Consider the following 17767-nt stretch of genomic DNA (forward strand, 5'->3'; position numbering starts at 1 on the left):
CGCCGGGCTTGCCCGGCGCCTCCCGGGTAGTGCCGGCCGCTGGCCGGCAACCCTGTGATGCATGCGGAGATAATGGTGGGCCGGCCAGCGGCCGGCTCTACCAGAATGGCTTCCATCCCCGCTTTCCGGCCCTTCGTCGCAACCCGCTTGTTTGCCCGGCGGGCCGCCCTATGCTCGGCTCACCCCCTTCCTCCAAGGCGCCGCCGTGTTCGCCAGCCTCTCTCTCCTGCTTCGTCACCTGCTGGCCTGGGCTGCGGCGCTGTTCGTCGCCGGCATGGTCTGGAGCGGCATCTTCAGCGGCATGAACGATGGCCCCGGCTGGATCTTCGGCCTGCTGGCGATGTTCCTGATGATTTCCGCGCTGGGCAGCGCGATTACCCATGTACGCCGCGTCTGGCTGGTCGCCGGCCGGCTGGATTCGACCACGCTCTCCGGCCGCCAGCGCCGCCAGGTGGAACTGCCGATGGATGCCGGCCAGGCATTCTCGGTGGTGGAAGCGGCCATCGCTGAACTGCCGCGCGTTGAAGACGTGGAAAGTTCGGCCGGCAGCCTGCAGGTGCGGGCCTACGTGCGCCGCGTGGATGCCTGGAACGGCCGCCAGCCATCGCGCTGGAACCTGCCGGCACGGCTGGCGATCAAGCGCAACAGCGTGCTGGCGACGGTCACGCCGGGGCAGGGCACCAGTACCGTCACCCTGTTGTTTGAGCCGGATGCCGGCTGGTGGGCCGACCTGCTGGCACTGGATGAGGGCAGCAACTTCGAGAACGCCGAAGCGGTCACCCGCGCGATCAGCCGCCGTGTTGCCGACCAGCGTCGCGACGAGCAGGCCGCGGCTGAGCAGACCCAGGTGGAAAAGGAGCTGTCGGTGGCCCGGTTGAACCTGCTGCACGCGCAGGTGGAACCGCACTTCCTCTACAACACGCTGGCCAACGCGCAGGTGCTGACCCGCACCGACCCGGCACGTGCCGACCAGATGCTGGGCCACCTGATCCAGTACCTGCGCAGCTCGTTGCCACAGGTGGACGAATCGCTGTCCACGCTGGGCGTGGAGCTGGAGCGTACCCGTGCCTACCTGGAGATCCTGCGTATCCGCATGGGCGCACGGCTGGGGGTGGAGGTGCAGGTGCCGAACGAACTGCACGGCGTGCAGCTGCCGGCGATGGCGCTGCAGACGCTGGTGGAGAACGCGATCAAGCATGGCCTGGAACCGAAGCCCGGCGGTGGCACGATCTGGATCTTGGCGCGTGGCTTCGATGACCATGTAACGGTGACGGTGGCCGACGACGGCCTCGGCTTCGGCCAGGGCACCAGTGGCACCGGCATCGGCCTGAAGAACCTGCGCGAGCGCCTGCGCCTGACCTGCGGCGAGCAGGCCGGTGTGGCGATCGTTGCCAACTTCCCCAGCGGCGTGGCCGCGACCATGACCCTGCCGCAGTCGGCCAAGGAACGCAGCCATGCCGCTTGAGGCGCTGATCGCCGAAGACGAAGAACTGCTGCGGCAGTCACTGGTGGAGCAGCTGGGCCGGCTGTGGCCGGACCTGAAGCTGGTGGCCGAGTGCGAGGACGGCGCCAGTGCGCTGGAGCAGCTGGCCGAGAAGCAGCCGGATATCGCCTTCCTCGACATCCGCATGCCTGGCATCAGCGGCATCGAGGTGGCACGTTCGCTGTCCGAACTGAGCCCGCGTACCCAGGTGGTGTTCGTCACCGCCTATGACCAGTACGCCATCGATGCGTTCGAGCAGGGTGCGATGGACTACCTGCTGAAGCCGGTCAGCGATGAGCGCCTGCTGGCCACGCGCGAACGCATCCTGTCGCGGCTGCCATCAACGCGCCAGGACGATGCCGTACTCGAACGCCTGCTTCAGCGCCTGGGGCCGTCGCAGAGGGCGGCAGAGCGCCCGCCCTTGGCCTGGATCACCGCCAGCAACGGCCGCGAGACGCAGCTGATCATGCTGGAAGACGTGGCCTATTTCCGTGCTGACAACAAGTACACCACCGTGATGACCGCGGCCGGTGAGAGCCTGCTGCGCACACCGTTGCGCGAGCTGCTGGAAGTGCTCGATCCGCAGCACTTCCGCCAGATCCATCGCTCGACCATCGTCAACATGAAGGCGGTGGCAGCGGTCAGCCGCGACGATACCGGGCGCGGGGTGCTGCGCCTGCGTGGGCGTACGGAGACGCTGGTGGTCAGCCAACCGTTCATGAGCCTGTTCCGCGGCATGTAGCCGCACCCTGGAGGCACCATGCGCCTGTTCCTGTTTGCCTGCGTTGCTGCGCTGTCGTTGGCGGGCTGCGAGAAGTCCAGCGAAACCTCGATCACCCGTACCAATGCCAACGGCGTGGACACGCTGTACAGCAAACGCACCGTGGTCGATGGCGAGGCGCGGTTCCAGTGCATCGCCAGCAGCAGTGGCCACTGCCACTACGTGGTGCTGGACCCTGCATGCAGCAGCGGGGCCGCGTGTGCCACGCCGCCGTTGCGTCGGTTCGCGGTGGCGGTGGGAAAGACCGAGGCGATGCGTGACCTGCCCAGGGGCTTCCACCAATGCGTCAGCCAGGACCCGATAGAACAATGCCACCGTGAGTGATCACGGTGGCATTGTGGGTCCCCCCGCTTCCCTGAAGGGTCAGTAGGCAGGTTGCAGTGTCAGGTCGTGGTGGTGCTCGTTCTCACCCACATGGTTCAGGCGGCCGACCAGTTCTGAGTGCTGCTTCATGCGCCCGATCTCGGTCATGATGCGGATGTCCTCATGGCGCAGCTCGCGCTTGGCGGTGACGGCCTGCTTGTAGTCCAGCACTTCCGGGTAGTGCTCGGCCAGGTCCAGTGCCTCGGCCACGTTCTCGACGCTGTCGGCCTTGGAGCTGATGCGGGCGCGGCTGTTGAAGGCCTTCATCCAACGCTCGAAACCGGCGGTGCGGTCGAACATGTTGGCCATGAACCAGATCACGAACAGGATCGAGATCCATGAGCCGAACACCACGACCACGCGGGTGAAGGTGATGTGGTAATCGTCGCGCCACAGGTAGTTGGTGATCAGCCCGAGGATCAGCAGCGAGGCCGCCTGCCAGCCGACGATCGAGGCGATCAGCCATTGGCACTTGGCCTGGGCCAGCACAGCCACTTCATCGCGGATCTGCTGCTCGCTGAGGCTGCGCCAGTGCGCGACCTGTTTTTCGAACGGGCTGCTGTAGAGCTCGTTGTCGCGAAGCAGTAGTCCCAAACCCTTGAACAAAGCAATCATGGCTGGCTCCTTGTGGAACGTGCGTCGATCAGCGTTGGACGGTGTGGCGGGTTCAGTTCTAGCACTTCCAGCGAGCCGTGCAATGGGCGCAATGCCTAGCGGCGTAAGGGTTTTGTCTGAATGGGTGAATGTTGCTGCATCGCAACATCATGGTCGCAGCCTGCGACAGGATGTCGCAGGGTGAAACGTGCTGCGGCTGCACATGAAACCGTGGCTGAGCGCGGAGGCTCGCCGTCGGCGTCGTGATCGCCCAGAATCGGGGCCGACCGCGCAACCTGCGGCCGCTCTTCCGCCTTTCCTGGACCTGTGATGCCGGCTCTGCTGCAGCGACTTTCCCGCCCCGTCACCGCGCCTATCCGGCGCTGGGTGCTGGAGGCCTTCCCGCGTGGCCAGAGCGGCATCGATTACGACCACCCGCTGGGAGACCCGGGCTGGTTCGGCCCGGACAGCGTCACCTGGCGCCTGCACGCCGAGTTCCCCTCGATGCTGGCCGGTGGCCTGTGTGCGCTGATGCTGCAGACCCTGCACCCGCGCGCGCTGGCCGGTGTCTACGACCACTCCAATTTCCGCCAGGACCTGGTGGGACGCCTGCGCCGCACCACCGCCTTCGTTGCCGGCACCAGCTATGCGCCCCGCGGCGAGGTGGAGGCGCTGGTGGCCAAGGTACGCCGCATCCATGCGCAGATCCGCGGCCAGACCGCACAGGGCGAGACCTATGCTGCCGATGATCCGCAGCTGCTGACCTGGGTGCACGTGACCGAAGCCTTCGGTTTCCTGCAGGGCTTCCGTCGTTACGGGCGCGAGGTGCCGGCGCACATCGCCGATCGCTATTACGACGAGTACTGCCGCGTGGCCGAAGCGCTGGGTGCGGTGGATGTGCCGCGCAGCGAAGCGGAAGTGGCGGCGTACTTCTGTGCGCGGCAGCCGGAGCTGCGCGTCGACGAGCGCTCGCGCGAAGTGCTGGAGGTGTTGTCCGGCGTGCGCCTGCCGGTACCGGTGCCGGGCCTGTCGCGCGAAGTGTTCCTCGGCGCCGGTGCGGCGCTGCTGCCGGATTGGGCCGAGGGCATGCTGGAACGCAATGCGCGCCAGCGCGCACAAGCTGCAGCGTCGGCGAAGCTGATGCAGGGCATGGCGCCGCTGTTCCGCCGCGCGCTGCCCGATGGCCTGGCCAGCCGCGCCTGCACGCGCATGGGCGTGCCGGTGGCGGTGTTGCGCGAGTGGCCCGAACTGCTCCGGTAGCTGCCGACCTTGGTCGGCACGCATTTCGCGCGGTGCCGCAGAAGCGCCAACCAAGGTTGGCCTCTACCAGAGCGGATTCCGCAGTAGGTGGATCTACTGACACCTTGGTTCTGGTAGCTGCCGACCTTGGTCGGCACGCATTTCGCGCAGTGCCGCAGAAGCGCCAACCAAGGTTGGCCTCTACCAGAGCGGATTCCGCAGTAAGTCCACGCCATGCGTGGATGGGAGTTACCCGGTCGACTTCAACCCACGCAACAGCATCTCCAGCGCCGCCGTCGCCTGCTGCAGGCGCGCGTCGCCATCCTCGCCCTCGGCGATCCAGAACGCGGCCTCGGCCAGGCTGCCGTAGATCAGCGACGCCATCGCCTGCGCATCCACCGGCGCCACCGCACCCTCGGCAATCAGCTGCTCGATCAGGCGTTGCATCGAGTTCACGCAGTGCCGCTGCGATTCCGGTGAGGCGCCACCGAGTACCGCGCGCGCATCGCGCAGCACGATGCGCTGGATCTCCGGCTCCAGTGCCATCTCCAGATAGGCGCGGCAACGCTGCACGAAGCCGTCCCAGGCATCATCCGCGCCATCGCTGATCGCCTGCAGGCGCAGGTCGGTCTCGGCATCGAGCTGGGCGACGACAGCCGCCAGCAGACCCTTCTTGTCGCCGAAGTGGTGGTACAGCGCGCCGCGGGTCAGCCCGGCCTGGGCGGTCAGGTCGTCCATCGAGGTGGCGGCATAGCCATGCGCGCTGAACACCCGGCGGGCGGTGGCCAGCAGGGTGGCGCGGGTTTCTTCCATCTCGGCGCGGGTGCGACGAACCATCCGGAGCTCCTTACATACACAGTGCATGATTATTTACATACGGTACGTATGAATGTAGCCTCTTATTCATACGCTCTGTATGTATTGTCGTGGCGCCCGGTGCGCCAGGCAAGTCACTGCCCTGGAGAACCTGATGGCCACCCCCTATCGCGACCTGTTCGCGGCCCCCGGCACCGCCGGCCTCGCCCTGGCCGGGCTGCTGGCACGCCTTCCTCTACCGATGACCGGTATCGGCATCATCACCCTGCTGTCCCAGCTGCGCGGCAGCTATGCACTGGCCGGTGCGGTGTCGGCCACCTTCGTGCTGACCTACGCGTTGCTGTCGCCGCAGGTATCGCGCTGGGTCGACCGGCGCGGGCAGGGCAGGGTGCTGCCGTGGGCCACCGCGGCCAGTGCGGCCGGGTTGCTGTTGCTGCTTGCGTGCACGCTGCTGGCCGCGCCGGACTGGACGCTGTTCATTGCGGCGATGCTGGCCGGTTGCATGCCCAGCATGTCGGCGATGGTGCGCGCGCGTTGGACCGCGATCCATCGCGGATGCCCCCAGCTGCAGACTGCGTATTCGCTGGAGACCGTGTTCGACGAGGTGACCTTCATCGCCGGGCCACCGTTGTCCGTCGGGTTGTCGGTGGCGGTATGGCCGCAGGCCGGCGTGCTGGCCGCCGCCCTGCTGCTGGTGCTCGGGGTGACCGCACTGGTTCTGCAACGCGGTACCGAACCACCGCTGCAGCGCTGCGAAGGCGCAACACCCTCGCGCTCGCTGCTGCGGCAAGCGGAGATCCGCCTGCTGGCGTTGCTGATGCTGGCGATGGGTGTGATTGTCGGTACCGTCGACATCACCAGCGTGGCCTTCGCCGAACAGCGCGGGCAGCCACTGGCTGCCAGTTGGGTGCTGTCGGCCTATGCGCTGGGCAGCTGCGCGGCGGGCCTGCTGTTTGGTGCGCTGAAGCTGCAGATCCCGTTGCCGCGCCTGTTGCTGACCGGAGCAGCGGCCACTGCATTGGCCACGCTACCGCTGCTGTGGGTCGGCAGCCTGCCTGCCCTGGCCGTTGCCGTGCTGCTGGCCGGGGTGTTATTCGCGCCGACGATGATCGTGGCGATGTCGCTGGTCGAACAGTACGTGCCCGAATCGCGCCTGACCGAAGGCATGACCTGGTTGCTGGCCGGATTGAACATCGGCGTGGCGCTGGGCGCGGCGCTGTCCGGGCAGGGTGTCGATGCGGGGGGCGTGCGCAGCGGCTTTGTTGTTGCGCTGGTGGCAGGCGGTGGCGTGCTGCTGTTCGCCGTGCTCGCACACCATGCACTGCGCCCGTCCGCCTCGACCACATCCCCTGAAGGAATCGTCCCGTGAGCGCTTCATCGCCTACGCACGCCGCGACTGTGCCTCGTCATCCGTGGTGGTCGGTTTCCGCCGTCGGCCTCGCCACGTTCTCGGTGGTCACCACCGAAATGCTGCCGGTCGGCCTGCTGACCCCGATCGCCGAAGATCTCGGCGCGTCCACCGGCACCGCCGGCCTGATGATCTCGCTGCCGGCCCTGCTGGCGGCAGTGTTCGCACCGCTGGTGGTGATCGCAGCCGGTGGCATCGATCGCCGTCGCATCCTGTGCGCGCTGCTTGCGCTTCTGCTGGTCGCCAACCTCGCGTCGGCGCTGGCACCGGGCATCGGCTGGCTGTTGGCCGCACGGGTGCTGGTGGGGTTCTGCATGGGCGGCATCTGGGCCATCGCCGGCGGTCTGGCCGCGCGCCTGGTGCCGGCTGACCGCATCGGCCTGGCTACCTCGATCATCTTCGGCGGCGTGGCCGCAGCGTCGGTGCTGGGTGTTCCGTTGGGCGCGCTGATCGGGGATGCATTGGGTTGGCGCAGCGCCTTTGCAGCGATGGCGTTGTTCAGTGCGGCGGTGATGCTGCTGCATCTGCGGGTGGTTCCCGCGTTACCTGTAAGTACATCGGTGCAGCCGCGGCAGTTCGTGCAGCAGCTTGGCCAGCGCGACCTGCGGCGTGGCCTGTGGCTGACCGTGCTGCTGGTGTCCGGGCACTTCATCGCCTTCACCTACGTGCGGCCGCTGCTGACGTCCGTCTCGGGCGTGGAGGCGTCCTGGATCGGTGCACTGCTGTTTGCCTACGGCCTGGCCGGCATCGCCGGCAACTTCATCGCCGGGCCGCTGGCAGCACGCCATCCGCGCGGTACGTTGCTGGCGATCGCATCGGGCCTGCTGCTGACGCCGCTGCTGTTGCTGTGGCTGGGGGGCACGCCGAGCGGTGGCATTGCGGTGCTGCTGCTATGGGGCCTGGCCTATGGCGGCGTATCGGTGGGCCTGATGAGCTGGATGATGAAAGCGGTGCCGCAGGCCGTGGAGATCGCCACCGCCCTGTATGTAGGCGTGTTTAACATCGGTATCGCGCTCGGGGCGTGGGGCGGGGGACGGCTGCTGGATGGTGTCGGGCCATACGCCACGCTTTGGGCTGCTGCGGTGTTGGCTGCGAGCGCTCTGCTGATGGTTGCCACCACCCGCAGGTAGATCCACGCCATGCGTGGATTCCCACGCCCGTGCCGACCAAGGTCGGCACCCACCAGAGCGGGGCATGTGCCGACCAGGGTTTGCACCCACCAGAGCGGGGCATGTGCCGACCAGGGTTGGCAGCTACCGGGAAATGAAACGGGCGCCTTTCGGCGCCCGTTCCGGTTACATCACCACACCTTGACCCGCTTGTCCGGGGCCAGGTACAGCTTCTGGCCTTCCTTCACTTCGAACGCCGGGTACCAGGCGTCGATGTTGCGCACGGTGAGTGCGCGGAACTGGCCCGGTGCATGCACATCGGTCAGCAGCGAGTTGCGCAGCGCCTGCTCGCGGCTCTTGCTGCGCCACGCCTGGGCGAAGCCGAGGAAGAAGCGCTGGTCGGGGGTGAAGCCTTCCAGGGTCTGGCCCGGCTTGCCCTGCAGCGACAGCTGGTAGGCATCGTAGGCGGTACCCAGGCCAGCCACGTCGGCGATGTTCTCGCCCAGGGTCAGCTTGCCGTTCACATGCACGCCCGGGAACGGCTCGTAGCTGCTGAACTGTGCGGCCAGCGCATCACCAGCGGCGTTGAACTGCTTCAGGTCTTCAGCGGTCCACCAGTTGTGCAGCTTGCCGGTCTCGTCGAACAGCGCACCGGCGTTGTCGAAGCCGTGGCTGATCTCGTGGCCGATCACTGCGCCGATGGCGCCGTAGTTCACCGCGTCGTCGGCAGCACCGTCGAAGAACGGCGGCTGCAGGATCGCGGCCGGGAACACCAGGCGGTTCTCCAGCGGCACGTTCATCGCGTTGATGGTCTGCGGCAGCATCGCCCACTCGCTGTGGTCGACCGCCTTGCCCAGCTTGGCGATGTTGCGCTGGTACTCGAACAGTTCGGCGCGCTGCGCATTGCCCAGCGCGTCATCACGGCGGATCTCCAGGCCGGTGTAATCACGCCACTTTTCCGGGTAACCCATGCCCACGGTCAGGCCGGCCACCTTGGCCTTGGCGCTGGCCTTGGTCTGCGGCGACATCCACGCGAGCGCGTCGATGCGCTTGGCGAAGGCGGCGATGATGTTCTTCGCCATCTCGTCCGCGCGTTCCTTGGTCTTGGCGTCGAAGTGCTTCTCGACGTAACGCTTGCCGATCGCTTCGCCGATGGCATGGCTGGCGTCGTCCACTGCACGCTTCCAGCGGTCGCTCTGCTGCGGCGTGCCGCTCAGCGTGGTGCCGTGGAAGGCGAAGCGGGCATCGGCGAATTTCTTCGGCAGGTAGGCAGCGGCGCGGTCCAGCGCGTGGAAGGCCAGGTAATCCTTCCAGACATCCAGCGGCTCGGTGGCGACCAGCTTGGACAGGCCGGCCACGGCCTTGGGTTGCCAGACGATGAAGTCCTGCTGCTTGCCCAGCGCAGCCGCGTCGAGGAAGGCGTTCCAGTCCATGCCCGGCGCCTTGGCATTGAAGTCGGCCTGGGTCCAGGGATTGGCACCCTTGGTCACATCATTGGTTTCTTCCTGGGTGGCGTGCGCCTGCGCGATCTTCGTCTCCAGCGCGAGGATGCGCTGCGCCTTGCCCGCCGGATCGGCGACACCGGCCAGCTGCAGCATCTGTGCGATGTAGGCCTGGTACTGCTTGCGCAGCTCGGCCATGCGGCCGGCGCCGAGGTAGAAGTCACGGTCGGGCATGCCCAGGCCGCCCTGCACCAGGTAGGGCGCGTTGCGGTCCGGCTGCAGCAGGTCCACCGACACCCACAGGCCGAACAGGCGGTCGGTGTAGAAGTTGGTCGCATTGAGCAGGTCGACGTCGGCGCGCATCTCGCCGCCCAGGGCTCGGGCCAACCCGGCCTTGTCGGCGATGGTCTCGATCGCCTTCAGCTGCGGCTGCACCGGCGCGATGCCGTGCTGCTCGATGCCGGCTTCGTCCATGTAGGCGGCGTAGTAGTCGCCGATCAGCTTGTCGTCACCGCTGGCCTGGGTGTTGCCGGCGGCGCCTTCGAGGATCGCGCGGGTGTCGGCCAGGGTCTTCTCGGCGATGACGTTGAAGCTGCCGAAACGCGAACGATCGGCCGGGATCTCGGTGTTCTTGACCCAGGTGCCGTTGGCGAAACCAAAGAAATCATCGCCGGCGGCAATGCTGCGGTCCATGCCGCTGGCATCGAAGCCGAAGCTGCCCAGCATCGGCTTGGCGGCCGCAGGTGCGGCATCGGCAGGCGCGGCGGTGCCGGCAGCCGGATCGGCCGGGCGGTCGCAGGCGGCCAGGGACAGGCTGGCAACGATGGCCAGTGCCAGGGTGGGACGGCGCAGCTTGGACATGGACTTCTCTTGCAGCGGAAAACCCCAAGTCTAATCCGCTCCGCCCCGGCTGGCCCTCCCGTAGTGCCGCCCGCCCTGTGCGGGATCTGGCTGAACGCGCGGAAGCGATCTTCACGCCGTCACCGGTGTGGTGCATGCTGGCCTCAGGAGCCCTGCGCGGACACGGGGAGGTGGCCATGCGGGGGGGTCAGGCGTCAAGAATGGCGTCCGCCGGCCGTTGAGGTCGGGGATGTGGAGGATTCGTTCGCGCATGAAGCCAGCCGACTGCACAAGGAAGACCAACCGATGCCCGCGCTGAAACGGGCGTTGGCCCGGCCGCTGCGCGCCATTACCTGGGGCGGGGTGCTGCTGGGCGTGTTGCTGGTGGCCGGCCTGACCACCATGCTGATCAACGACCACCAGCGCCGGCTGGAGGCCGCGCAGCGGCAGAGCCGCGCGCTGGCGGTGGGCAGCGAGCGCCTGCTGGCACTGGAACTGCGCAACCTGGAGCGGGCGATGTCCGGCATCGCCGCCGACGCCGCAGAACTGTTCCGCAGCGTGCCCGCACAGGCCCCGGCGCTGCTGGATGCTTCGATCGATGGCGTGCTGCGCCGCCATGCCGAGCTGCACAGCATCGTCGTGCTCGATCGCCATGGTCGCTCGATCACCGCCGGCAGGGGCGATCTGAACCTGCCGCTGTGGACCGATCCGCAACGCCGTGGCCAGGGCAGCGCGCTGTACATCGGCCCGCCGCAGCGTGCCAGCGACGACGGCTGGGTGGTGCCGCTGGCGCTGCCGATGGCCGGCGACCGCTGGCTGCTGGCACGGCTGCGCTGCGGTGAGCTGCAGCGCATCATCGGTGGCCTCGATGTCGGTCCGAACGGACTGGTCTCGATCAGCGATGCCGAAGGTTACATGCTGGCCCGCGTGCCGGACCCGCATGGTACGGTCGGCCGTCGCTACGACCTGCCGCGCCGCGATCTGCTCGGCAAGCAGGCGGTGGTCGAGCTGGGCAGCCTGCCGGGCGCGGTGGATGGCGTGCCCCGCATCATCACCATCAGCACGCTGGAGCGCAGCCCGCTGGCGGTGCAGGTCGGGTTGGCCGATGAGGACGTGCTGGCACCCTGGTGGCCCTACCTGCAGGCGTCAGTAGCGATCGTGCTGGCCTACGTCGGGGTGCTGCTGGTCCTGCTGTACGCGGTGCGCCGCAGCACCCGCCGCCAGCAGTCGATGGCGGAGGAACTGAAGACCGGGCATGCCGAACTGCGCCTGGCCCACCAGGTCGGGCGCGTCTGCACCTGGTACGTGGACGAGGATGCCGCACTGTTGCGCTGGTCACCGCTGGCGCGTGAAATCTTCGGCGTGCAGACCGATGCGCTGCCGGTGGCCGATTTCTTCGCGCGCGTGCATCGTGATGATGCGGCGCGCCTGCAGCAGGCCTTCGACCAGGCCTTCGCCGGTGGCGCGGTGCTCGACCAGGTGTTCCGCCTGGTACTGCCCGGAGGCGCAGTGCGCTGGGTGGGCGCACGCGGGCAGCGGGTGGAGGTGGCCGACAGCGAGCGCCGCATGATCGGTGCCCTGACCGACCTGAGCGAACGCTACCAGGCCCGCGAGCAGATGAGCGAAGTGGAACGCCGCTTCCGCCTGTTGTTCGACCGCAATCCAGCACCGTTCTGGGTGTTCGATCCGGATACGCTGCGCTTCATCGAGGTCAACGATGCCGCCGTGCGCCAGTACGGCTACAGCCGCGAGGAATTCCTCGCGATGAGCATCCTCGACATCCGCCCGCGTGAAGGCTGGGACGAGGTGAAGGGTGCGATCGCCAAGGCCCGTGTCGGCGAGCTGCAGGATGCCACCGTGCGCCTGCACCGGCGCAAGGACGGCAGTGTGTTCGAAGTGCGCGCACACCTGTCCAGGCTCGATTTCGATGGCCAGCCCGCCTGCCTGGTGCTGGCCGAGGATGTGAGCGAACGGCTGGCCTACGAGCGCGACCTGGCCTACCAGGCGCGGCACAACCCGGCCACCGGCCTGCTCAACGTGCGCGCGCTGACCGAACAGCTGGACGAGCACGATGCGGGCTACACCATTGCGTTCGTGCAGTTGCGCGGCCTGCAGCTGGTGGCCGACACGCTGGGCCGCGAGATCGGCGATGCGGTGCTGCAGTCGATGGCGACCCGGCTTGGTGGCCTGGGCGCGCGCTGCGGCACGCTGGCGTTCCAGCCGGCGGAGGACTTCGTGTTCGCCATCGGTGCCGAGCACGATACCCAGCGCGTGCTGGACGACCTGCTGCAGATCGTGTCGGCGCCGATGCGCGGCAAGGATTCGCTGCACCAGTTCGAGCCGCGCATCGGCGTGGCCGTGCACATTGCCGGCGACGGCCACAGCGCCGAGCAGGTGATCGGCATGGCCGCACAGGCCGCGCATGCCGCGCGCGCCGAAGGCAATGTGGTGGTCTGGTTCGACGCGGCGGTGACCACGCGGTTGGCCGATCGCCTGCGCCTGGCCGGACGCATCCACGCCGCCATCGACAACGAGTTCCAGCTGTATTTCCAGCCGATCCGGCACGCCAGCGATGGCAGTCCGGCCGCGCTGGAGGCCCTGCTGCGCTGGCCGCAGGCCGATGGCAGCTTCATCCCGCCCAACGAGTTCATCCAGCTGTGTGAGGACACCGGGCTGATCCTGGCACTGGGGCGCTGGGTGATCCGTGCGGCGGCGAAGGCGCAGCGCCGGCTGGTCGAGGCCGGTTGGGGCGAGCTGCCGATCGCGGTCAATGTATCGGCGGTGCAGTTCTTCAACAGCGATCTGGTGGCCGAGTTCACCCGCGCGCAGCAGGAGTTCGGCCTGGCCCGCGGCGCGCTGCACGTGGAGCTGACCGAGAGCAGCCTGATGCGCAAGCCGGCGCAGGCGATGCAGACCATGCAACGCCTGCACGAGCAGGGCATCAGCGTGTCGCTGGATGACTTCGGTACCGGCTATTCCAGCATGTCCTACCTGCAGCACCTGCCATTGGACATCCTGAAGATCGACCGCAGCTTCGTCGCCGACGTGGAAACCAATCCGCGCAATGCCTCGATCTGCCGCGCGCTGCTGTCGCTGGGCCACAGCATGGGCCTGACCATCATCGCCGAGGGCGTGGAAACGCCGGGGCAGCTGGACTGGCTGGCTGCGCACGGCTGCGACCAGGTGCAGGGTTACCTGCTGGGGCGGCCGGCGCCGCTGGAACGGATCATCGAGGCGCTGGATGAGGTTGCCGCCTAAGCGGTAGTGCCGGCCGCTGGCCGGCATTCGCCCAGGACCGGGATGTGTCTGATTGCCGGCCAGCGGCCGGCACTACCGGCAAGCGCCAGACTCGGCTACACCCCGGCCTCCACCAGGTGGTCGATGAAACTGCGCACCTTCGGTGCCAGATGGCTGCGGCTGGTATAGACCGCGAAGATGCCGATCGGCGAGGCCTCCCATTCGGGCAGGATGCGCACCAGGCGGCCATCGGCCAGCGCGTCTTCCAGCAGGAAATCCGGTTGCAGGATCACGCCCATGCCGGCGATTGCTGCTTCGCGCAGCACGTCGCCGTTGTTGGCGTGCAGCAGGCTGCTCACCGCCACCTTCACTTCGCCGCCGGGCCCCTGCAGCGGCCAGTTGTTGCCGGCGGCCCAGTAGCTGTAGCTCAGGCACGCGTGTGCCTGCAGGTCCTGCGGCGTCTGTGGGGTGCCGCGTGCGGCCAGGTAGGACGGCGCGGCGCACAGGCTCACCCGCGATTCGCCCAGACGTCGCGCGATCAACGTCGGCCCCGGCTCGCGGGTGATGCGGATGGCGACGTCGTAGCCTTCCTCGACCATGTCCACCAGCCGGTCGGACAGGGCCAGGTCCAGTTCCACCTGCGGGAAGCGTTCGCGGTAGCTGGCCAGCAGCGGGCCGAGGCGGGCGATGCCCCAACTGACCGGTGCGTTGATGCGCAGCGTGCCGGAGGGCTCCAGCGCCTGCGCGCCGATGCTGGCCTCCAGCGCGTCGAACTCGGCCAGCAGGCGCACGCACTGGGCGTAGTAGGCGGCACCGGTACTGGTCGGGCTGACCCGGCGCGTGGTGCGGTGGAGCAGGCGGGTGGACAGGCGCTTTTCCAGCGCGGCGACCTGGCGGGTGACGCCGGCAGTGGACATATCCAGGGCCTGGGCGGCGGCACTGAAGCCGTTGCGCTCGACCACCGCCACGAACACGCGCATCGCCTCGAGGGTGTCCATTGTTGCGCCTTTTGAAATAAATACGGTCAATCCATCGTATTTATTGGTCAACGAAGGCGCAATAACCTGTGCCCACTCCCTTCAAGGTGTTTCCCCATGCACACCACGACCGCTCCTGTTTCGCCGCTGGCCCCGTACGGCGCCACCCTGCTGCGCCTGGCCCTGGGCGTGCTGTTCCTGGTCCATGCGCTGATCAAGCTGCTGGTATTCACCCCGGCCGGCACGGCGGCGTTCTTCGAGTCGCTGGGCCTGCCCGGCGTGCTCGGCTACCTCACCATCGGCGTCGAGCTGGTGATCACCGTCGCGCTCCTGCTGGGCATCTACGCACGCTGGGTGAGCCTTGTCGGTGTGCCGCTGCTGCTGGGCACCATCGTCACCGTGCACGGCGCCAACGGCTTCGGTTTCGCCAATGCCGGCGGCGGCTGGGAATACCCGGCGTTCTGGGCACTGGCGCTGGTAGTGCTGTTCCTGGTCGGCGATGGCAAGTGGACCCTGCGTTCGCGCTGATCGCCGCCTGACCCTGCAACTGGAGAATTCCATGTCCCGCCTGCCTTCGCTGTACATCTCGCATGGTTCGCCGATGACCGCCCTGCATCCGGGCCAGGTTGGCGTGCGCCTGGCCGAGCTGGCGCGCGACCTGCCGACGCCGCGCGCCATCGTGATGGCCTCGGCGCACTGGCTGGGCCGGCAGCCGCTGGTCGGCGCGCATCCGCAGCCACCGACCATCCATGACTTCGGCGGCTTCCCGCGCGCGCTGTTTGAACTGCAGTACCCGGCGCCGGGCGATCCGGCGCTGGCCGAAGAGGTGGCCGGCCGCATCGCGGCCGCTGGCCTGCCGGTGGCACTCGACCCGCAGCGTGGCCTCGACCACGGTGCCTGGGTGCCGCTGCGGCTGTTGCGCCCGCAGGCCGACATCCCGGTGGTGCCGCTGTCGATCCAGCCACTGCTCGGGCCCGAGCACCAGTTCGCGCTGGGCCGTGCGCTGGCGCCGCTGCGCGAGCAGGGCGTGCTGCTGGTCGGCTCGGGCAGCATCACCCACAACCTGCACGACTGGGGGGACTACCAGGACGGCAAGGAAGCGCCGTACGTGCGGCCCTTCATCGAGTGGGTGGAGCAGCGTCTGGCCGCCAATGACCGCCAGGCCCTGTTGGATTACCGCAGGCAGGCGCCATTCGCCGAACGTGCGCACCCGACCGACGAGCACCTGCTGCCGCTGTTCTTCGCGATGGGCGCGGCCGGCGAGGGCGGCTTCGGTGCACGCCGCATCGACGCCGGTATCGATGCTGGCTTCCTCGCCATGGATCTGTACCGCTTCGACGGGGCATGAGCCGGGGCTGACGCGCGGCGGCCCCGGCCGTCGCGGTCATGGCCGCATGTGGTAGTTTTTTCCGGGTTTCCGGCGCTGGCTTGCGAGCCTCCCCGCGCGCCGCTTCCTGGAAGAAGCATGCATACCATTGAAGTCGTCCTGGCGATGCTGGTGGCCGTTGTCGCCAGCGGCTACCTGGTTCGTGTCCTGCCGTTCTCGTTGCCGCTGCCGCTGGTGCAGATCGGCCTGGGTGCGGTCATCGCCGGCGTGTTCAACCGCGGCCACGCGCTGGAGCCGGAGGTGTTCTTCCTGCTGTTCCTGCCGCCGCTGCTGTTCCTGGATGGCTGGCGTATTCCCAAGCAGGGCCTGTTCCGCGACAAGGGCGCGATCCTCGAGCTGGCGTTCGGCCTGGTGGTGTTCACCGTCATCGGCGCTGGCTTCCTCATCCACTGGCTGATTCCGGTGATGCCGCTGGCGGTGTGCTTCGCGCTGGCGGCCATCGTGTCGCCGACCGACCCGGTGGCGGTCGGGGCCATCGCTTCCAAGGCGCCGATTCCCAAGCGCCTGATGCACATCCTTGAGGGCGAGTCGCTGCTGAACGATGCCTCGGGCCTGGTCTGCTTCCGCTTCGCGGTGGCGGCAGTGATGACCGGCACCTTCTCGCTGGCCACGGCCTCGCTGACCTTCGTATGGGTGGCGGTGGCCGGCCTTGCTGTGGGCGTGGCAGTGACGCTGGGTGTGTCCACCTTCCAGCGCTGGCTGTGGCGCCGCTTCGGCGAAGAGCCGGGCGCGGCGATGCTGGTCAACCTGCTCATTCCGTTCGCGGCCTACCTGCTGGCCGAAGAGATCCATGCCTCGGGCATCCTCGCCGCGGTCGCCGCCGGTATCGCGATGAGCTATGTCGAGCTGACCGGACGCGTCTCCGGCAGCATGCGCGTGCAGCGCGCCGGGGTCTGGAACATGCTGCAGTTCAGCTTCAACGGCATCATGTTCGTGCTGCTGGGCGAGCAGCTGCCGGGCATCGTCGAACGCGCCACCACCACCATGAACGAGACCGGCCACCAGAGTGCGTGGTGGCTGCTGGTGTATGTGGTGGTGATCAATCTGGCACTGGTCGTGCTGCGCCTGCTGTGGGTGTGGCTGTCGCTGCGCTGGAACCTGCTGCGCGCGCGTCGTCGCGGCCTGGAGCGGGGCGAGGCGCCGAACTGGCGCATCGTGGTGGCGACCTCGGTGGCCGGCGTGCGCGGTGCGATTACCCTGGCCGGCGTGTTGACCCTGCCGCTGTTCCTTCCCGACGGCAGTGCATTCCCGGCGCGTGACCTGGTGATCTTCCTGGCCGCGTCGGTGATCCTGTTCTCGCTGCTGGGCGCCAGCATCGCGCTGCCGCGGCTGTTGAAAGGCCTGCAGCTGCCGTCCGATTCGGGTGAGCGCAAGGAAGAGGATCTGGCGCGCCGGCTGTCGTCGAAGGCCGCACTGGCCGGGGTCGAGCGCATGCGCCAGCAGATGGTGATGAACCAGAACACCGAGAACGTGCAGCTGTACAACGATGCCGCCTCGCGGGTCAGCCTGCTGTACCAGCGCCACCTGGAGAAGGACAGCGACGGGCCCGACGTGGACCCGGAGAAGGTGCGGCGCATGGAACTGGGCTACCGCCAGCTGCGCAGCGCCGGCCTCAATGCCGAGCGCGAGGAACTGTTCCGGCTGACCCGGCGCGGGGTGATCTCCGACGAGATCTCACGGCGCCTGATCCGCAACCTGGACCTGCTGGAATCGCGCAAGCGCGAATGACGCCGAATGTAGAGTCGAGCCATGCTCGACTGCTCTTGCCCCAGGCGTCATGAACCCGGAACGGAAAGCAGTCGAGCATGGCTCGACTCTACACAAGCCGGTTATTCCGGCTTCGTTTCCAGGAAATACGCCTCGACCTTGCCCTTGACCTTGATCGTCATCGGGTTGCCGCGGCGGTCGCGGGCCTTGCCGGCCTGCACGCGGATCCAGCCTTCGCTGACCGAGTATTCCTCGACGTTGTCGCGCTCGACGTCGTTGAAACGCACGCCAACGCCGCGCTCCAGCGCCTGCGCATCATGGAAGGGGCTGGCCGGGTTGATCGCCAGGTGGTCGGGAGGGGTATCGCTCATCGCTTCATTCACA

Annotated in this window: 15 protein-coding genes; 10 read left to right on the top strand and 5 right to left on the bottom strand. The window is 67.8% G+C overall.

Annotation, left to right across the window (positions count from 1 at the left end; all coding sequences use genetic code 11):
* Window positions 1-205: 205 nt before the first annotated feature.
* Genes ACZK4Z_RS02320 through ACZK4Z_RS02330 form a run of 3 tightly spaced genes read left to right on the top strand, consistent with a single transcriptional unit; the run spans window position 206 to window position 2588 of the window.
* Window positions 206-1465 (top strand): sensor histidine kinase, encoded by a 1260-nt coding sequence (locus ACZK4Z_RS02320; RefSeq protein ID WP_478451162.1) that lies wholly within the window; start codon window positions 206-208, stop codon window positions 1463-1465.
* A complete protein-coding gene (locus ACZK4Z_RS02325; protein WP_032128763.1) occupies window positions 1455-2225 on the top strand; it encodes a LytR/AlgR family response regulator transcription factor in 771 nt (256 codons plus the stop codon). The genes ACZK4Z_RS02320 and ACZK4Z_RS02325 overlap by 11 nt, the downstream gene beginning before the upstream one ends.
* An 18-nt stretch (window positions 2226-2243) precedes the next feature.
* The gene (locus ACZK4Z_RS02330; RefSeq protein ID WP_032128762.1) at window positions 2244-2588 is read left to right on the top strand and encodes a hypothetical protein; all 345 of its coding nucleotides are present in this window, start codon (window positions 2244-2246) and stop codon (window positions 2586-2588) included.
* A gap of 39 nt (window positions 2589-2627) precedes the next feature.
* On the opposite strand, the gene ACZK4Z_RS02335 is transcribed toward ACZK4Z_RS02330, so the two are convergent.
* Window positions 2628-3242 (bottom strand): hypothetical protein, encoded by a 615-nt coding sequence (locus ACZK4Z_RS02335; protein WP_032128761.1) that lies wholly within the window; start codon window positions 3240-3242, stop codon window positions 2628-2630.
* Window positions 3243-3551: 309 nt separating this feature from the next.
* Between ACZK4Z_RS02335 and ACZK4Z_RS02340 the strand changes: the two genes are divergently transcribed.
* Window positions 3552-4481, top strand: coding sequence for an oxygenase MpaB family protein (locus ACZK4Z_RS02340; RefSeq protein ID WP_125892421.1), 930 nt, complete (start codon window positions 3552-3554; stop codon window positions 4479-4481).
* 228 nt (window positions 4482-4709) lie between these two features.
* Here ACZK4Z_RS02340 and ACZK4Z_RS02345 read toward each other — a convergent pair whose 3' ends face one another.
* Entirely contained in the window at window positions 4710-5297 is a 588-nt protein-coding gene (locus ACZK4Z_RS02345; protein ID WP_125892424.1) for a TetR/AcrR family transcriptional regulator, read from the bottom strand.
* 133 nt (window positions 5298-5430) lie between these two features.
* On the opposite strand from ACZK4Z_RS02345, the gene ACZK4Z_RS02350 reads away from it, so the two are divergent.
* Together ACZK4Z_RS02350 and ACZK4Z_RS02355 are read left to right on the top strand one after the other, a co-directional pair.
* Entirely contained in the window at window positions 5431-6645 is a 1215-nt protein-coding gene (locus tag ACZK4Z_RS02350) for an MFS transporter (RefSeq protein WP_125892426.1), read from the top strand.
* Window positions 6642-7814: an MFS transporter gene (locus ACZK4Z_RS02355; protein ID WP_125892428.1), complete on the top strand. Its 1173-nt coding sequence runs from the start codon at window positions 6642-6644 to the stop codon at window positions 7812-7814. The genes ACZK4Z_RS02350 and ACZK4Z_RS02355 overlap by 4 nt, the downstream gene beginning before the upstream one ends.
* Window positions 7815-7984: 170 nt before the next feature.
* On the opposite strand, the gene ACZK4Z_RS02360 is transcribed toward ACZK4Z_RS02355, so the two are convergent.
* Entirely contained in the window at window positions 7985-10096 is a 2112-nt protein-coding gene (locus ACZK4Z_RS02360) for a M13 family metallopeptidase (RefSeq protein WP_125892430.1), read from the bottom strand.
* 285 nt (window positions 10097-10381) lie between these two features.
* On the opposite strand from ACZK4Z_RS02360, the gene ACZK4Z_RS02365 reads away from it, so the two are divergent.
* Window positions 10382-13333 (top strand): bifunctional diguanylate cyclase/phosphodiesterase, encoded by a 2952-nt coding sequence (locus ACZK4Z_RS02365; RefSeq protein WP_478451165.1) that lies wholly within the window; start codon window positions 10382-10384, stop codon window positions 13331-13333.
* 95 nt (window positions 13334-13428) lie between these two features.
* On the opposite strand, the gene ACZK4Z_RS02370 is transcribed toward ACZK4Z_RS02365, so the two are convergent.
* A complete protein-coding gene (locus ACZK4Z_RS02370; protein WP_125892436.1) occupies window positions 13429-14310 on the bottom strand; it encodes a LysR family transcriptional regulator in 882 nt (293 codons plus the stop codon).
* A 96-nt stretch (window positions 14311-14406) separates the two neighbouring features.
* Between ACZK4Z_RS02370 and ACZK4Z_RS02375 the strand changes: the two genes are divergently transcribed.
* From ACZK4Z_RS02375 to ACZK4Z_RS02385, 3 genes are all read left to right on the top strand, one after another.
* On the top strand, window positions 14407-14817 hold the full coding sequence (locus tag ACZK4Z_RS02375) for a DoxX family protein (protein WP_293796137.1): 411 nt from the start codon (window positions 14407-14409) through the stop codon (window positions 14815-14817).
* A gap of 31 nt (window positions 14818-14848) precedes the next feature.
* Complete coding sequence (locus tag ACZK4Z_RS02380; RefSeq protein ID WP_201118080.1) at window positions 14849-15637, top strand: dioxygenase family protein; 789 nt, start codon at window positions 14849-14851, stop codon at window positions 15635-15637.
* Window positions 15638-15754: 117 nt separating this feature from the next.
* Window positions 15755-17404, top strand: a complete 1650-nt coding sequence (locus ACZK4Z_RS02385) for a Na+/H+ antiporter (protein WP_032128751.1) — start codon at window positions 15755-15757, stop codon at window positions 17402-17404.
* 101 nt (window positions 17405-17505) lie between these two features.
* Here the strand turns inward: ACZK4Z_RS02385 and ACZK4Z_RS02390 are convergent, their stop codons facing one another.
* Window positions 17506-17754: a DUF3297 family protein gene (locus ACZK4Z_RS02390; protein WP_012509930.1), complete on the bottom strand. Its 249-nt coding sequence runs from the start codon at window positions 17752-17754 to the stop codon at window positions 17506-17508.
* Between the last annotated feature and the right edge of the window lie 13 nt (window positions 17755-17767).

Source organism: Stenotrophomonas sp. 71799_Sma (assembly GCF_056482505.1).

Coding starts and splice junctions, on each gene's coding strand:
- ACZK4Z_RS02325 (WP_032128763.1), top strand. CDS start 1,455: ATGCCGCTTGAGGCGCTGATCGCCGAAGACGAAGAACTGCTGCGGCAG.
- ACZK4Z_RS02330 (WP_032128762.1), top strand. CDS start 2,244: ATGCGCCTGTTCCTGTTTGCCTGCGTTGCTGCGCTGTCGTTGGCGGGC.
- ACZK4Z_RS02335 (WP_032128761.1), bottom strand. CDS start 3,242: ATGATTGCTTTGTTCAAGGGTTTGGGACTACTGCTTCGCGACAACGAG.
- ACZK4Z_RS02340 (WP_125892421.1), top strand. CDS start 3,552: ATGCCGGCTCTGCTGCAGCGACTTTCCCGCCCCGTCACCGCGCCTATC.
- ACZK4Z_RS02345 (WP_125892424.1), bottom strand. CDS start 5,297: ATGGTTCGTCGCACCCGCGCCGAGATGGAAGAAACCCGCGCCACCCTG.
- ACZK4Z_RS02350 (WP_125892426.1), top strand. CDS start 5,431: ATGGCCACCCCCTATCGCGACCTGTTCGCGGCCCCCGGCACCGCCGGC.
- ACZK4Z_RS02360 (WP_125892430.1), bottom strand. CDS start 10,096: ATGTCCAAGCTGCGCCGTCCCACCCTGGCACTGGCCATCGTTGCCAGC.
- ACZK4Z_RS02365 (WP_478451165.1), top strand. CDS start 10,382: ATGCCCGCGCTGAAACGGGCGTTGGCCCGGCCGCTGCGCGCCATTACC.
- ACZK4Z_RS02370 (WP_125892436.1), bottom strand. CDS start 14,310: ATGGACACCCTCGAGGCGATGCGCGTGTTCGTGGCGGTGGTCGAGCGC.
- ACZK4Z_RS02375 (WP_293796137.1), top strand. CDS start 14,407: ATGCACACCACGACCGCTCCTGTTTCGCCGCTGGCCCCGTACGGCGCC.
- ACZK4Z_RS02380 (WP_201118080.1), top strand. CDS start 14,849: ATGTCCCGCCTGCCTTCGCTGTACATCTCGCATGGTTCGCCGATGACC.
- ACZK4Z_RS02385 (WP_032128751.1), top strand. CDS start 15,755: ATGCATACCATTGAAGTCGTCCTGGCGATGCTGGTGGCCGTTGTCGCC.
- ACZK4Z_RS02390 (WP_012509930.1), bottom strand. CDS start 17,754: ATGAGCGATACCCCTCCCGACCACCTGGCGATCAACCCGGCCAGCCCC.